Origin of the sequence: Dyella sp. C11, from assembly GCF_003121485.1 — a bacterium.
In the GTDB taxonomy this organism is placed as follows: Bacteria; Pseudomonadota; Gammaproteobacteria; order Xanthomonadales; family Rhodanobacteraceae; genus Dyella.
Genome location: NZ_QAVX01000017.1, coordinates 14,303 through 29,957 on the forward strand (window position 1 = coordinate 14,303; position 15,655 = coordinate 29,957).

General features: G+C 62.0%; 11 protein-coding genes and 1 pseudogene. 6 read left to right on the forward strand and 6 right to left on the reverse strand.

From position 1 onward, the window contains the following. The first annotated feature begins 27 nt into the window (after positions 1-27). The gene (locus DK366_RS15355; RefSeq protein ID WP_157956572.1) at positions 28-1,215 is read left to right on the forward strand and encodes a helix-turn-helix domain-containing protein; all 1,188 of its coding nucleotides are present in this window, start codon (positions 28-30) and stop codon (positions 1,213-1,215) included. Here the strand turns inward: DK366_RS15355 and DK366_RS15360 are convergent. The 3 genes from DK366_RS15360 to DK366_RS15370 all read right to left on the reverse strand — a co-directional run bounded on the left by DK366_RS15360 (position 1,212) and on the right by DK366_RS15370 (position 5,958). Continuing rightward, entirely contained in the window at positions 1,212-3,476 is a 2,265-nt protein-coding gene (locus tag DK366_RS15360; RefSeq protein ID WP_109126442.1) for a winged helix-turn-helix domain-containing protein, read from the reverse strand. The two genes, DK366_RS15355 and DK366_RS15360, sit on opposite strands and share 4 nt — an antisense overlap. A gap of 167 nt (positions 3,477-3,643) precedes the next feature. Continuing rightward, a complete protein-coding gene (locus DK366_RS15365) occupies positions 3,644-4,090 on the reverse strand; it encodes a hypothetical protein (RefSeq protein ID WP_157956573.1) in 447 nt (148 codons plus the stop codon). 80 nt (positions 4,091-4,170) lie between these two features. Beyond that, positions 4,171-5,958, reverse strand: coding sequence for a glycoside hydrolase family 15 protein (locus DK366_RS15370; protein ID WP_109126444.1), 1,788 nt, complete (start codon positions 5,956-5,958; stop codon positions 4,171-4,173). Positions 5,959-6,325: 367 nt separating this feature from the next. Between DK366_RS15370 and DK366_RS15375 the strand changes: the two genes are divergently transcribed. Next, the gene (locus DK366_RS15375) at positions 6,326-7,897 is read left to right on the forward strand and encodes a dienelactone hydrolase family protein (protein WP_109126445.1); all 1,572 of its coding nucleotides are present in this window, start codon (positions 6,326-6,328) and stop codon (positions 7,895-7,897) included. A 42-nt stretch (positions 7,898-7,939) separates the two neighbouring features. Here the strand turns inward: DK366_RS15375 and DK366_RS15380 are convergent, their stop codons facing one another. After that, positions 7,940-8,680 (reverse strand): GNAT family N-acetyltransferase, encoded by a 741-nt coding sequence (locus tag DK366_RS15380; protein ID WP_157956574.1) that lies wholly within the window; start codon positions 8,678-8,680, stop codon positions 7,940-7,942. A 463-nt stretch (positions 8,681-9,143) separates the two neighbouring features. Here DK366_RS15380 and DK366_RS15385 point away from each other — a divergent pair. Next, a pseudogene (locus DK366_RS15385) lies at positions 9,144-10,853 on the forward strand (glycoside hydrolase family 76 protein); the annotation flags it as partial. Positions 10,854-10,986: 133 nt separating this feature from the next. Here DK366_RS15385 and DK366_RS15390 read toward each other — a convergent pair. Then, positions 10,987-11,313: an RcnB family protein gene (locus DK366_RS15390; RefSeq protein ID WP_232821070.1), complete on the reverse strand. Its 327-nt coding sequence runs from the start codon at positions 11,311-11,313 to the stop codon at positions 10,987-10,989. A gap of 250 nt (positions 11,314-11,563) precedes the next feature. On the opposite strand from DK366_RS15390, the gene DK366_RS15395 reads away from it, so the two are divergent. Next, entirely contained in the window at positions 11,564-13,003 is a 1,440-nt protein-coding gene (locus DK366_RS15395; protein WP_109126447.1) for an MFS transporter, read from the forward strand. Next, complete coding sequence (locus DK366_RS15400) at positions 13,000-13,440, forward strand: MarR family transcriptional regulator (RefSeq protein WP_109126448.1); 441 nt, start codon at positions 13,000-13,002, stop codon at positions 13,438-13,440. The genes DK366_RS15395 and DK366_RS15400 overlap by 4 nt, the downstream gene beginning before the upstream one ends. A gap of 53 nt (positions 13,441-13,493) precedes the next feature. Here the strand turns inward: DK366_RS15400 and DK366_RS15405 are convergent, their stop codons facing one another. Further along, positions 13,494-13,985, reverse strand: a complete 492-nt coding sequence (locus DK366_RS15405; protein WP_198651584.1) for a demethoxyubiquinone hydroxylase family protein — start codon at positions 13,983-13,985, stop codon at positions 13,494-13,496. Positions 13,986-14,119: 134 nt separating this feature from the next. On the opposite strand from DK366_RS15405, the gene DK366_RS15410 reads away from it, so the two are divergent. Continuing rightward, entirely contained in the window at positions 14,120-15,655 is a 1,536-nt protein-coding gene (locus DK366_RS15410) for a glycosyltransferase family 39 protein (protein WP_109126450.1), read from the forward strand.

A 15,655-nucleotide genomic window follows, 5' to 3' on the forward strand; every position in this document is an offset into this window, starting at 1 on the left:
ACTCTCCATGCCTGCGTGAAAGAAAGGGTGGTCCGTGCCAAACCCGACAGGGTTTCGCATGACCGGTTGGACGGTGGTGTAACGACGTCTGTTGTGACGCGAACGGAGACCGAGCCTATGCCTGGCACACATGCTGAACAACGGCCCGTTCCGACAAAAAGCAGGGCCAAAACGGCCAGCGATGCCAAGCCCGTGGTCGAGGTGGGCATTGTGTGCGACGCCGGCACCTCGGCCACCGGGCTGCATGGCCTGAGCGAGCTCTTTGGCTATGCCGGCGACATCGCCGCCAACCGTCATGGTGGCAAGGGGCATTCAGACGTCCGGATCACCCAGTGGCGCAGCCATAACGGTGAAGTGCGCCCAGGCAACGACACCCACGAAGGCCTGGACCACCACCCCGACGTGCTCGTCCTGCCGGGCAACCTTCCAGCGGCGATGCACGACACGCAGGACCCGGTGCTTACTGCATGGTTGCGGCAAATGCATGCCCGCGGCGTGATCATCGCCGCCGTGTGCGGTGGTGTGTTCGTGCTCGCCCGAACAGGCCTGCTTCAAGGCCGGCAAGCGACCACGCACTGGGCACTGCACGAGAAGTTTGGCCAGGAATTCCCGGATGTACTGGTCGATACGGATTACATGGTGATCGACTATGGCGATGTGATGACTGCCGGCGGCGTACTCGCGTGGGCGGATCTGGGCCTTCGCATTGTTGAGCGCCTGCTCGGGCCCGCCGTGATGCTGGAAACGGCGCACTACATGAACGTCGATCCGCCCGGCCGGCAACAGCGCTTCTACAGCGAATTCGATCCCCGCCTGAAGCACGGCGATCACGCCATCGTCAAAGCCCAGCAGTTTCTGGCCGGCAACAGGACGTGCCCGATTTCGGTCGCCGATCTCGCCGCGCAGGCCTGCCTGGAACCGCGAACTTTTCTTCGCCGTTTCAGCAAGGCCACTGGCATGAAGCCGATGGAATACCAGCAGCAGATACGCATTTCCCGCGCCCGCGAAATGCTTGAGCTCACGCGATTGGGCGTGGAGGAAATCGCCGGGAAAGCCGGCTACGAGGATTTGAAGAACTTCCGCCGGGTGTTCAAGCGTATCGTCGGACTGTCGCCGTCGGACTATCGCCGGCGATTCTCGGGGGACGGAAAGGAGAGCGGTGTGCGATCTGGCGCCTGGGAGCCACGCCACCAGGCAGGCCAAGCGGCGGACTAGCCGTGCCTGGCGTACTTCTGCAGCAGCGTCTTGAAGCGTGGATCATCGCGCAGCGGGTCCCATGATGGATCTACCTGAAGCAATGCGCTGGACATGATGGCGCCCGTTGGCATGGACAGCAGGCGATCGATCAGCGGAATGGCCTGATCAGGTTGACCGACCCGCACGTAGAGCTGCGCCTGATTGGCCAGCATGTCGGCCCCCGTAAGCGCGTCCTTGCTCACCGGCATCAATGCCACGGCGCGTTCGCCTTCCGCGACGGCCTCCGCTTTTCGACCAAGGCCGGCATAGGCGTATCCCAGGGCGAGATGCAGGTCGGCATCCTCCGGCCGCGTCGCCAGCGCAGCCTGCATCTTCGTCGCGACGTCACCGAACGTTGCCGCCGCCCTGTCCTTGTCGCCCGCCGCTTCCAGGGCCCAGGCCAGGTACAGCAGTCGCGGCAGCGCGATGTTGTCCGTGTCATCCCAGCTCTCTCGCTTGTCCGCTTCCACTACCTTGATGACGCCGGCGTAGTCGCGCTTCAGCCAGTGATCGAAATAGATGCCCATGACGTTGCCATCGTAGGCAGCACTGCCAGGCACCATGTCCGCCAGCGCCGCATGCAGCGGCGCCGGGTCACCCTTCCAGACCAGCGCGTTGTACGCCTGCGACAAGCGTTCGCCCGCCGGGTTGTGACTTACCGCGGCCGCCGAGCCGAAAGCCTGATCGGCCTCGGCGTAGCGACGCATGCTCTGATAGGTCACGGCGAGCTGGCTGAAACCGAATTCGCTGTGCGGATCGAGCACTGTGGCCGACCGAAACAGCGCCAACGCCTCGTCCCAGCGCCCCTGTCGCCGCGCCACCGAAGCAATAAGCAGTTCAACCGTGGCGCTGTTGGGCAAGGCCTTTCGTGCCAGTTCCAACTGGGCGGAGGCGGCGGCGTAATCCCGATGCCCCCAGTAGTGGTACAAGCCCAGCGCGTAATGCGCCTGTCCCAGATCCGGCTGCAATGCCAGCGCGCGGTCGGCAGCGTTCTTTGCATCGGCCAACCGAGCGTTGGTGCGATCGGGCCCAAAGAAGTACATCTGCATATTGGCACGCGCCAAAGCCGCATCGGCCAGTGCGAAGCGCGGATCGCGCTCCAGCGCTTGCTGGTAAAGCGAAATGGCCACGGGCAATTCGGACGACGACATGATGGGATCATCGTAGGCGCGGTTGGCATGCACACCCGCCTGCAGATACAGGTCGTAAGCGGCGGCGTTCGATGTCGGCACCGTGTCGATGCGCGCCGTTTCGGCGGACGTCAGCTGCACCTTCAACGCTTGCGCCACGTTCTGCGCCACTTCGCCTTCCACGTTGAAGACATTGTCCAGCGTGCGCGTGTATGCCTTCGCCCAAAGATGGTTGCCGCTGCTTGCGTCGATCAGCTGCACGTTGATCAGCACCTGGTCGCCGACCTTTTGCACCGTGCCTTCCAACAGTGTGGCCACGCCCAGTTGGTGCGCGATGGTTTTCACGTCTTCCGGATGGCTGGGGTATTTCTCGGTCGACGTGCGGGAAATCACCTTGAGCCCGCCGATGCCCACCAGCTCGGTGAGGATCATGTCCTGCATGCCGGTGGCGAAATAGGCGTTGCCCTGATCCGTACTGAGATTCTCGAACGGCAATACCGCGATGGACTTGAGGTCGGCCACCGGCACCGCACTCACGGGTGCACGCGAGAATTGGTGCCAGCCAAGCGCAGCGGCTGCCAGGACCAGCAAGGCCACGACCACGGCGAGCACCCGCCTTCCCGACCGCCGAGTCTCGGGCGGCGGCGATGGCGCCTGCGGTCTTGCGGATGCCTCTACCGGCAACGCAACAACAGGGCGAACCGGAGTTGTTACAGATGCAACTTCCGTGGCGCGCAGTGCCCTGTCCGCTTCCGGGTTCAGCCCCTCGCGCGATGCCGCGAATCGAACGTCGGCGTCGAGGCGAAACCCAACGCCGTGCACGGTGTGCAGGTAACGACTTTCTTCGCTGCTCTCGCCCAGCGCATGGCGCAACAGCGTGATGACGCGGCTGAGCACGCCCGGCGTGACGTGGCTATGCCCCCAGACCATGTCCAGAATCTCGTCACGGCCCAGCACACGCCCGGGTTCGCGAGCCAGCAGCACGAGCACGGCAAAGGCCTTGCGCTCAAGCCCCACCTCCTCGCCGTTGACGAACAGGCGATGGCCCAGGGTGTCGATCTCGACGGTACCGAACGCAATCCACGCAGCAGAGGCGGTCTCTGCAGCCATCTGGTCGCCCTCCACAGCCGTAGCCGATCCGCTTCAGGTTACACCAAGTCTGTCGCAGGACCGGTATGACCTGCGTGTGGATTCCGTTGTCCATCCCAGCGGCGCCTGGGCGCCAATGAGCCAGACTTGCCGGCCCATGGGCACGCGCCGCGCGGACCTTTACGTGATCAAAGCGTGTTCACGGGAAGAAAGCGGGATGACGTCTGAGGGGGCGCACCGGGCAAGCCCACGCTTGCCTCCATTTCCACCCCAAACGTATGACCGTTGTAAGCGGGAGCAACGGTGCAGCTGCTGTGTGATCCGCCACCCACAAACGCTTCCTCGCCGCTCAAGAGCACCACTTCCGACGCTGCCTTTTCCGGCTGAAGCGCATTGGGATACAGCCTGTGCATTTGGCCATCCAACTGCTGGTACATACGATCGTTGGCAGAAACGCCCTGGCCAGCTTTCTTTACGCGGACAAATACATTGCCTTCGGGTATGAAATACAACGCCACGCCAGAGCCCATTTGCCGCACGTGATCCAGGCTGCAGAAAGTGCCCTCCGCGAACGCATTACCGTGGAATGCGACCAGCAAAAATATCCATGGCTTCGCCCATCCTTTTGCCGTCACCAGTCACTCCAATCCATGAGGCCATCTTCGTCCCTTCGCATTTAAACGCGTGGGCGCGTGCAATGGCAAATCAGCGTATATCAGCCGCCCGCCGTGGTCTGCGCGTGAGACTTCGCCAGCGCAAACGCGGCGTTCACCAGCGCCACATGGCTGAAAGCCTGCGGGAAGTTGCCCAATTGCCGCTTGGCGCGCGGATCGTATTCTTCCGAGAACAGGCCCAGGTCGTTGCCCAGCGAAAGCAGGTATTCGAAAAGCGTCGTGGCCTTCTCCAGGTCGCCTTGCATCACGTGGTTTTCCACCAGCCAGAAGCTGCAGGCCAGGAAGGCACCCTCGCCTGCCGGCAAGCCATCCACGCCCGATTCGGTCTCGTAGCGAAGCACCAATCCGTCGACCATCAGGCGCTGCTCGATCTGCGCCACGGTGTTGCGCACGCGCTCGTCCGTTGGCGGAAGAAAACCCACCATGGGCAGCAACAGCAGACTGGCGTCCAGATGGTGGCCGCCGTAAACCTGCACGAAGCAGTTGCGCTCCTTGTCCACGGCATTCGCGCAGACGCTGTCGCGTATCTGGTTTGCGATGTCGCGGTAGTGCGCGTGCTTGGTGGTGTTGCCGTGACGCAGCTCGTAGGTGGCCGCGCGGTCGAACGCCACCCACACCATCACCTTCGAATGCGTGAAATGCTGCGGGTCGCCTCGCACTTCCCAGATGCCGTAGTCCGGCTGGGTCCAGATCTCGGCAAGGTGATCGAGCAGTTCGTCGCGAAGTTCGATACCGCGCGGCGAAATGGGCAGGCCGTCGCTCATGGCAATGGCCATGACATTCGAAATTTCACCGAAGATATCCAGCTGCAACTGCTGCGCAGCGGCATTGCCAATGCGCACGGGCGTCGATGCTTCGTAACCGCCAAGCCAGGGCGCCGTCCACTCGTCGAGGCGACGCTCACCGGCCACGCCATACATGATCTGGATTTGTGCCGGATCGCCTGCAATGGCGCGAATAAGCCACAGGCGCCAGGCCACGGCTTCATCCCTGTAGCCGGCCGTCAGCAGCGCCAGCAGCGTAAAGCTCGCATCTCGCAGCCAGCAGTAGCGGTAGTCCCAGTTGCGCTCGCCACCAATCATTTCAGGCAACGAGGTGGTGACGGCCGCGACCATGCCGCCGGTCGGGCCATAGATCAGCCCCTTCAGCGTGGCTAGCGACCGCCGTACGGCCGGGGTCCACTGCCCGGCATCCGTGCATTGCGACGACCAGTCGCTCCAGAATTTTTCCGTGAGCTGAAGGACATCTTCCGGTGTCACCGGCGCGGGCGCAGGCAGATATGACGCGCCGTGACTCAGCACAAAGCTCACCGTGTCACCCGCGTTGACCTCGAACGTGGCCAAGATGGCGTTCTCCGCCACTTCGCATTCCACATCAGAACGCAGCACCAGCAGATCGGGGCCGGCGATTAATTCAAGGGTTCCATCGTCATGGCTGGCCACCCACGGCACGATGACGCCATAATCAAAACGCACCACCATGCTCGAACGCATGACCATGCGGCCCGACACACCCTTCACCATGCGAACCACATGACTGCCATCGAAACCTGGCGGCATGAAGTCGACCACCTCGACCTTGCCTCCTTCGTTCTCGAACCGGGTATTCAAGACCAGGCTTCCATCCACGTACGCGCGGCTGCTCGTATAGCCCTTATGCGCAGGGCCCACGCGCCAATGCCCTTGATCTTCCGATCCCACCAGGCACGAAAAGCACGACATCGAATCGAAGCGAGGTAAACAAAGCCAGGCGATGCTTCCGTCCCTGGACACCAGGGCCGCAGTCTTGCAATCACCAATCATCGCGTAGTCTTCAATCCGGGCCGGCATGATCTGTTCCTGTGCAAAGCAGGCGCGCTTCAACGCGTGGTTTCGCCGCGCCACGAGTCCCAACGGAGATGACCGCCACGCCTGTCCCATCAGCATGGGTGAAGGGACGATCAAGCACCGCTATCACTCGCCCAAGATGAAGCAGTGGATGTGATCGTCGCGCTAAAGAGTTGTACGCGCCGAGTACATGAATACGAGCGAGAAGAAAGCCGAATGCCGCTCCACGTTTCGAGAGCCCGATGCGCAAGTAATGGCGCCGTGCCCTGCGCAGATGCCTTGAAAGCAAGCTGACAGCGAGACCCACCCATGCTTGCTATAGCTCGCGAGACATCGCTCGCGCCTGTGGCGTCCGCAACGAGGTAGGCATATGACACGTTGGCTGGGGCTCTGCGTCCTGTTGTTTTGCACCCATGTGTGCGCCCAGGGACAACTGCAGTTCAGTGCACCGTGGGGCCCGCACGCCATCGGCTTCAAGGTGGTGCATCTGCTCGACAGCAGTCGTAGCTGGGGCAATGGGTACGACCCGCTAAGTGGCCTTCCTGTTGCCACCATGCCCGAACGACCGCTGCAGGTGCTGGTGTGGTATCCCGCCAGTGCCCCGGGCAAACCCATGGCTTACACCGACTACCTTGGCCTGGTCGCCAGTGAAGACGCTGCCGTGACTGATCCGGCGGTGACCCAGCGTGCGATTGACGAACAGATTCGCGCCTGGGCCGGTGCCGATCCAGTAAGCGACTACCAAGCCATTGCCCGGCAATCCGTGCATGCCACTGCCGGCGCCGGTGCGGCCAAGGGCCCCTTTCCGCTCATTGTCTACGCGCCCAGCGACAGCAACCCGTCCATCGAGGACGATGTGCTGTGCGAGTATCTCGCCAGTCATGGGTATGTCGTTGTCTCCACCAGTTCACGCGGCGCCCATTTGCCGTACATGACCAACGGGCAGATGGCCATGGATTTGGCCAACACGCGCGCGCAGGCGGCCGATATCGGCGTGCTGATCGGTCAAGCCTCCAGGCTGGGTAACGTGAATACGAACGCGGTCGCCGTGCTCGGCTATAGCTGGGGCGGCATGGCGAGCAAGTTTGCCGCGGCTACCGACGACCGGATCAAGTTGCTGGTGGATTTCGACGGCTCGGTGCGCTACTTCCCGAAACTGCTGGCCATGGCTCCCGACATTTCGCCGGATCGCATCCATGTGCCCTTGCTGTTCTTCGCCGACCAGGAAGATCCGCTCACCCCGGCGAAAGACAACAAGCCGGGGAGCTTCATCGACCGCATCCGACACGCCGACGTCACCACGATCTGGCTGCGCGACATGCAACACGATGACCTTACCAGCGACAGCCTGCGCTTCGGCAACGATCGGCCTCACGGACCGGCGTCGGCGAAGTTGCGCAGCGAAAGTTATTCGTGGCTGGCGCGATATACGCTGGCGTTCCTCGACGCGCATTTGAAAAATGACTCGGATGCGACGTCGTTCCTCAGTGCCAAACCGGAAACGCAAGGCGTTCCGGCAGGCATGTTGGTGATGACGCATCGCGCCTCACAGGGGCCTGCCCCGTCACTGCAGGACTTTGCCCAACGCCTGGGCCAGTCAGGTTTTGAACACAGTGCCGCCGTGTATACCGCCTATCACCGTGATCATCCGGACTTCAGCCTGACGCCCGATCAGATCGAGCCCTGGCTGTACGCGTTGATTCAACGCCAGGACCTTCAGAGAGCCCTGGGGTTGGCACAGCTGGAAACCTTCCTTGCGCCACAGCGCAGCGATGGATGGCTGGACCTGGCCCATGTCGACAACATGCTGGATGAGCCGGCGCAGGCCCTGCAGGCGTTCAAGCAGGCGTTGCGCGTTGACCCGCGGAATACTTACGCACGCAAGCAGGTGGAGCGACTCAGCAAGACAGGTTCAGTCGCACAGGCAACGGCGATCAAGTAGAGCCCTCATTTCGAGCCGCGCATGGCAGCAACCAGGCGTTGTCTACAGGCCGAGCGTGTCCAAACGCACAAACACCAGGGTGTCTTGCCATTCACCCAACGCATTCATGCGCTCACGCTCAAGCCTCTGCTCCAGCTTGAATCCCAGGCGCGTGGCGATGTGCACGCTTCGGACGTTCTCGGCATCGGTCCAGATGGCCACGCGTTTCGCCGCCAATGTGTCGAACGCTTCCAGCGTCAGCCGTCGTGCGGCCTCGGTCGCGTGGCCCTTTCCCAAAGCGGCGGCGCTTAGCCAGTAGCCCACCTGAAACGATCCGGTGTGCCAATCGATATGTTCCAGCGAAGCACCGCCGAGCACGGCGCCGCGCTCGTCGATCAGTCCGTACTGCAGTCGCTTGCGACAGGCGAAATCCAGCCTCCACCTGGCGATGCGGTGCTGCACTTGTTCAATGGAACGGTCGCTGTCACCCAGCCCGCTCCAACGCTGGAGTTGCGGACGTGTCTGCTGAATCGCTTCCCACAGCGACGTGGCATCGCCTTCCTGGAAGGGACGCAGGGAGAAAGCAGTGGCCTCGATCAGGCGACTTGGCTGACGCTGCGCGGTAGCAAATTTTTCCATTCCCCATCGCTCCCGCTTTGCCTTGTTGCCAAGCTCCCCCACGCGCCCTGCGTTGAAGACATCCCATTCACGCCGCGCGTCACACTCATTTTTTTGGTTCGCTCGACCTTCCGCAATGCAGCAAGCATCGTCGTGCAGAAACAGGTTACATTCGAACAAGGGCATGTATCGCCCATCGTCTTGCATCCGGGTCATCGCGTCATGACCTTTTTTTGGGAATTGAATTTAGATCGATCTAAATCCAGGACTGGGGACGCAGGCCTGGGAGCGATCCGTCATAGCTGACGAGAAATACGGCCGTCTAAACGGCCGCGACGGTGCACGTATCCAGGTCGGATCACCGCCCACGTTCCGGCCGTGGACAGCCAGGGGAAGAAGCAACCCCTTCCCCGTTTGTGGGTATCCGAAAGGAGCGCTTCTGATGACGAGTCTTGAAGCAATACGCACGCGATGTCAGGTACTGCTGGCCGTGGTCGGCCTGATGGCAACAGCCGTTGCCTTCCCCTTGCAGGCAACGGAACAGGCAGCGTGGCCGAGCTCTCTGGCCGACGGTCCAACCGCCATGGGACGTGCCCGCGTCGCTGCCGACGTGAGGATGAGGTACTAAGAGCCCGACAAGGCAAGGAGTCCTTCAAGCTGGTGGAACTCGGCTGTGGCCCTGCAAACCATCGGCGACTACATGCAGCGCACTGGCGACCGCCGTTATCTCGGCCAGCTCGACAACACCTTCGAAAAGGACAAGGGCGTGTTTCCGGCGGGCGTGCTGTCGGGCGATCCCTTGCTTGGCAACTTCACCAGCCGCGCCATCGATGACACCGAATGGTGGGGCCTCACCTGGGTGCAGGCTTACGACCTCACCCGCAATCCGAAGTATCTGGACATGGCGGTAACCATCGCCAATTACGTCGACGGTTACTGGGACACCACCACCTGCGGTGGCGGCGTATGGTGGAACGCCGAACGCACCTACAAGAACGCCGTGACCAACGGATTGTGGATACGGCTTACCGCCGAGCTGCACAACCGGATTCCCGGTGACCAGCGCTGGCTGGCGCGCTCCCGCGCAGCGTGGGCGTGGTTCCAGGGCAGCGGCATGATCAACGCAAACGGACTGGTCAACGACGGCCTCACCGACGCGTGCACCAACAACGGCCAGAACGTGTGGACGTACAACCAGGGACTGGCCATTGGCGGCGGCCTGGAATTGTGGCGCGCCACGCGCGATCCGCAGATCCTGGCGAGTGTGCGGCGACTGGCCGATGCGGCCATCGGCGCGAACGCACTGGTGACCAACGGCATGCTGACCGAAACCTGCGATGCCGTCGATCAAACCTGTGACGACAACGCCAAGCAGTTCAAGGGCATCTTCATGCGCTACTGGACCGATCTGGTGGACGTCACCCACGATCGCCAGTACGCCGCCTTCCTTGACCAGCAGGCCCAGGGCATCTGGAACAATGACCGCGACGCCGCCGGCCGACTCGGCACGCGTTGGTCCGGTGCCACCAGCACCAGCAACCCCAACGTGTTCGACTGGCGCACGCAGGCCAGCGCACTCAGCGCATTGATCGGCAACGTACCCGCGCTGACACCGTGGGAATCGCTGGCCGCGACCATGTCACCGGCACAACCGGTGATCATGCCCGCCGCATCGGGTGCGACATCCATCAACATCGACCTGGGTGTCTCAGCGACGGGTTTCTTCCCGCTGCAGGCCTTGGCCACCACCGATGCGCCATCGGGCTGGAAACTTTCCCCACGAGCGACCCTCGTGCGCGTTCAGCCGCACGGCAATGCCACTCCGGCCAGCAACAGCGTGCCGCTGAAAATCACCGTGCCGAGTTCGGCAACGGATGGCCATCACATGATTACCTCGGACGTGGCTGCCGCCGGGCTTCATTTCAGCACCCAGGCCGACGTGCTGATTGCGCACACCATCAACTTCGACACCGGCACGGTGGATGAAAACCCGTGGCTGTTCGATCCCGATGGCTCGCAGAGCAATGGCGTGCAAAATCGTTTCGCCGATGGCAACGCCCACTTCACGTACCGCTTCCCCTTCCCCGTCGATACCACCTCGGCGCAAGTCACGCTCACCATCGACGCCGAATTCCTGGTGCAGGTGAGCAACGACAACGCGCACTGGACCACCGTGCTTCAGGAAACGCAGCCGGTGACCGATGGTTCGAACAAGGCGGATCGCACCATTGACCTTACGCCGTACCTCGGCGCGGTCACCAATGGTGCGAAGCCCATCTACCTGAAGGTATCCGACTCGTTCCCCAACGATGGCTGGGGCGGTCGCGTGTATCACGTGTCTGCGAATATCGTCGAATAACCACAAGACGCCTCCACCCTCGCGAGGGTGGAGGCGCCGCTGGTCGCCACCGGGCCAAGGCAGCCCTGACGTGGCTTCACTTTATCCTTGACGAGATGCCGGGCCAGGTCCGGACATCATCAAGCGGAAACGTTTAGTGGCTCAGCATCATGTCGGTGATGACGCCGGTGGTGATGGCCACCAGCAGGAAATCGCCGTTGTCGCTGCGAACCCAGTGGTAGCCACGGGGCGGCTCACGCAGATGCTCCGCCTGCCAATCCGTTACCACGTAGCGGTTGTCGCGATACTCGTGCGGCACCGTGCCGCCCTTCTTGTACCAACCCTCCTTGGCACCGCGCTCGTGCATCACGGCATTGTCCTGATGCGGCTGATCGCCGGGAGGATGGTCGTGATCCTGTGCCATCGCCGCGCTCGAGATAGCCAAAGCGGCGGCCATCGCCATAACCAGTGTCTTCTTCATGGAGTGTCTCCTCGATTGAGATGCCTGCTTGGCGAGTCGTGCGTGTCGCCTACCGACACCACGGTGACATCGCGGGGCAACACTCACTTTCGTCAAGTCACGAGCGTGTGAGAGCGTGGTGGAGGTTGTAGCGACCATTCATGCCGCAGTCCGGCGCGGTTCACTGAGAAAGAACTTGCGACGAGGTGAACGCCACTGCTCGTTCGCCCGGTCTATTGACACGACATGGTTGTAATTCAACAATAGTTGCATGAATACAACTATCAATCCCGGTCGCCCCACGACCCACCCCAACCTGATTCTCGGCATCTGCTGCCTGAGCCTGCTGATGGTCGCGATGGATATCACCATCGTGAACGTTGCCCTGCCCTCCATCCGGCAGGATCTGCACGCCTCCATTTCCGGTCTGCAATGGGTCATCGATGCGTACACCATGGTGGTGGCCAGCCTGCTGATGCTGGCGGGCTCCATGGCCGATCGCTTCGGGCGTCGCCGCGTGTTTCAAACCGGCATGGCGCTGTTCGTGCTGGGCTCGCTGCTGTGCAGCGTGGCGCCGAATACCCAGGGATTGGTGGCATTTCGAGTGCTGCAGGCGTTGGGCGCCACCATGCTCAACCCGGTGGCCATGTCGATCATTGCGAACACGTTTCACGAACCCAAGGCGCGAGCGCGAGCCATTGGCGTGTGGGGTGCGGTGGCTGGCGTGGCGATGGCGCTGGGACCGGTCATTGGTGGCGCGCTGACGGAAAGTTTCGGCTGGCGTTCCCTTTTCTGGGTCAACCTGCCGATTGGCCTGGCCGCGAGGGTGTTGGCCGCGCGTTACATCCCCGAGTCCAAGGCGCCTCATCCGCGCCGCGTGGACCCAGTAGGACAATTGCTGGTATTCGCCGTGCTGGCCACGGTGACGTATGCGGTCATTGAGGGCCCGCGCGAGGGCTGGGCGTCAATGGTCATCATCGGCCTGTTTGCTGTTGCGCTACTCGCGCTGATCGCCCTGCTCGTTTACGAACCGCGTCGCCATGAACCACTGATCGACGTCCGGTTTTTTCGCAGCGCGCCTTTCAGCAGCGCCACGTTGATCGCCATCTGCAGCTTCTCGGCGTTCTCCGGCTTTCTGTTTCTCAACGCGCTCTACCTTCAGGAGGTACGCGGATTCTCGGCGTTCCATACCGGCTTGTGCACATTGCCGCTCGCCGTGGCCACCATGCTCTGCTCGCCGCTTTCCGGGCGCCTGGTGGGCACGCACGGCACACTGCCTTCGCTGTTGGTTTCCGGCACGGCCACGGTGGTCAGCGCCCTGATGATGACCCAACTCACGGCAACCACGCCGATGATCTATCTGTTAATTACCTACGTGATCTTCGGCGTGGGTTTTGGCATGGTGAACGCGCCCATTACCAACACGGCGGTGTCCGGCATGCCGAAGGCACAGGCAGGTCTCGCGGCGGCGGTGGCTTCCACCAGCCGACAGATTGGCGCATCGCTGGGCGTCGCCCTCGCGGGCACCATACTGGGATCGCACGTTCACGATGGATTTGCCGAAGCCTCACATCCATTCTGGTGGCTGGTAACCGGCGGTGGCGCAGCGGTGCTGCTGCTGGCGTGGCTATCCAACACACCGTGGGCGCGCGACACCACGCGTCACGCCGCCCATCTGCTGGAAGAAGCACCTGCGGGAGCCACGGCATGACCAGGCACGGCAACGGTGACAACGAAGCCAACGACATCTGGCAAGCGTTGGTTGCGCTGGTGTGGGAAACCCGCGGCGAATGGCGTCGAAAAGTCAGCGAAGTTTCGGGCCTGCCCTTCAGCCGCGTTCGCATACTCCGGCGGCTATCGGATGAACCGAAGACCCTGAAGCAACTCGCCGACATGACGGGCAACGACGCACCTGCCACCACCGTCGCCGTGAACGACCTGGAAGACCGCGGCCTGGTCGAACGCCAGCCGCATCCGGACAACCGCCGCGCGAAACTGGTATCGCTTACGCCCGCAGGCCAGAAGCTTGTCCAGCAGATACACCGCTCGGTGCGCGACGATGCACCGGCGGCGTTTCAGCTTCTATCGAAGACAGACCTGGGGCATTTGCGGCGGATCGTGGAGCGGATAGGTAGTCACGAGGATTGACGGGTCCTATTGAGGATGACCGCACATACGGCTGTGAGACCTCGAAGGGCAAATCAAAGTCGCATACCGAGCCAAATCACGCTTTCAGTACCCGCAGCGACGACAGGGCGTAGCGTGCGGTACCAGAAATTCGTGGCTACAACGTGCGCGGCTGACCGATCGTGATGCTCCTTTTCTTCCTGCACGATGGCCGAGATAGCGCTGGCAGCTTCAGGATCAACGTCTCGCAAGCATTCCAGCTGCTGCTCCAAATGACTGAGCACTACACTCTCCACTGCCACCGTCGTTGCGGCTATAGCTGATCGCCCCAGCAAGCCGGTGATCAAGCCGAGCAGGAGGCCACCAGCTCCGCACAGGAAATAGCTTCTGCATCGCCGTTGTCCCCGACGTTCGAGTTCCGCACCAAAAATGGCGCGATGGCGACGCTCATGCGATCGAAACTCCATGAGTTCCAGGATCAGTCCGGGCGCTCGAAAGCGGGCCATCCATATCTGGCCGGTGTAAATGCAAATGGCGCCAAACTCGCCCGCGTGATCCACTTTCATGATTCGGCTTCCTTGATCCATTCACTTCGACTCCATCTCGGAACGGTTTTGAAGGCACTATTTGGGCCGACCGTCTCTATTGGTTATCGTAATCCGGTCAATCGACACCGCCCAGCTCGCCACAAGGAAGCCACATGACCGTGCCCCATGCAGCTGTCCCACGATCGGAGTTAACGGAGTCCCAGCCTGCACGAGGCGACCTGATGGTGCTTGGCGCCATCGCCCTGCTCTTTGGCGTGCTGCATATGCTCACCAACGGGCAGTACGGTTTCCATCGGGACGAGTGGCAATTCCTCAGCGATGCGCAGCAGATGGATTGGGGTTTCGTTCCCTATCCACCGCTGACGGCTGCCCTGGAACATGTCGGCCTGGGTTTGTTCGGGCTGTCGCTGGTGGGATTGCGCACGTTCTCCGTACTGGCACAGGTGCTGGTGATTTTTGTCAGCGGCGTGATGGCTCGCGATCTGGGCGGCGGCCGGCTGGCTCAGGTATTCACGGCGGTGGCCGTTGCGCTTTCGCCGTTGCCCATGTTCGAGGCGACGGAGTTCCAGTACTCCTCGTTCGACTTGATGTGGTGGGTGCTCATCGCGTGGTGCACGGTTCGCCTGCTGCGTGATGAAGAGCCCCGTTGGTGGCTGGCCATTGGCGTGCTGGCGGGTCTTGGCCTTCAGACCAAATATTCCATCGCGTTCTATCTGGTGGGCGTACTGGGTGGCGTGCTGCTGACCGATGCACGGCGATACGTGCGCAGCCGCTGGTTCTGGATGGGAGGCGTGATCGCGCTGCTGGTATTCGTGCCCAACCTGCTATGGCTTGTCAGGCACGATTTCGTTTCCTACCACTTCCTGCAGGGCATCCATGCGCGTGACGTCAGGCAGGGACGCGCGGAAGGTTTTCTCAGCAACCAGTTCCTGCTCAACGCCAACCTTGTCGCGACGCCGGTGTGGCTGGCGGGACTTGTCGCCTTCTTCCGCCGACCGAGCTATCGCATGCTGGGCTGGATGTACCTGATTCCCGTGTTGCTGTTTCTTCTGGCGAAGGGTCGTTTCTACTACGTATGTGGTGTGTATCCCATGGTGATAGCCATGGGTTCGGTGGTGAGCGAACGCTGGTTGCACGCACGCTCGCGCACGTTGCGGGTGAGCCTGACGACACTGGGTTTCATCGGCGTGGTGGCCGTGGGTGCCTTCGCGGCGCTGCGCATTGTCCCCATGGCCAGCAGTGGCCCGTTGCGCGATTACGCGCTCAAGAACAACGGGGACCTGCGCGAAGAAATTGGCTGGGAACAATTGGTGGCACAGGTGGCAGCCATTCGCGATACGTTGTCTCCCGAGCAACAGGCGCACCTGGGCATCGCGGTCGGCAACTATGGCGAATATGGTTCCATTGCGTTGATGGGACCGCGCTATCACCTGCCCATGCCCATCACCACGGTCAATTCCGGATGGCTGCGCGGCTATCCCGACCCCGTGCCCACCACGCTGATCGTGCTCGGCAACTCGCGTGAGGGCATCGACCGTCTGCTCACCGATTGCCGCGTCGCAGGCCACGTGAGCAACGACCTCGGCGTGGACAACGAGGAAAGCCGCGATCACCCCGATATTTTCGTCTGCGGCCCGGCGCGTGGCCCGTGGTCGGAGCTGTGGAAACGTGGACCGAGTTTTGGCTGA

Excerpts from the sequence above, each read along its gene's own strand:
- DK366_RS15410 (WP_109126450.1), top strand. The coding sequence starts at position 14,120 with ATGACCGTGCCCCATGCAGCTGTCCCACGATCGGAGTTAACGGAGTCC.
- DK366_RS15405 (WP_198651584.1), bottom strand. The coding sequence starts at position 13,985 with ATGAAAGTGGATCACGCGGGCGAGTTTGGCGCCATTTGCATTTACACC.
- DK366_RS15375 (WP_109126445.1), top strand. The coding sequence starts at position 6,326 with ATGACACGTTGGCTGGGGCTCTGCGTCCTGTTGTTTTGCACCCATGTG.
- DK366_RS15395 (WP_109126447.1), top strand. The coding sequence starts at position 11,564 with ATGAATACAACTATCAATCCCGGTCGCCCCACGACCCACCCCAACCTG.
- DK366_RS15390 (WP_232821070.1), bottom strand. The coding sequence starts at position 11,313 with ATGAAGAAGACACTGGTTATGGCGATGGCCGCCGCTTTGGCTATCTCG.
- DK366_RS15360 (WP_109126442.1), bottom strand. The coding sequence starts at position 3,476 with ATGGCTGCAGAGACCGCCTCTGCTGCGTGGATTGCGTTCGGTACCGTC.
- DK366_RS15380 (WP_157956574.1), bottom strand. The coding sequence starts at position 8,680 with ATGCCCTTGTTCGAATGTAACCTGTTTCTGCACGACGATGCTTGCTGC.
- DK366_RS15400 (WP_109126448.1), top strand. The coding sequence starts at position 13,000 with ATGACCAGGCACGGCAACGGTGACAACGAAGCCAACGACATCTGGCAA.
- DK366_RS15370 (WP_109126444.1), bottom strand. The coding sequence starts at position 5,958 with ATGCCGGCCCGGATTGAAGACTACGCGATGATTGGTGATTGCAAGACT.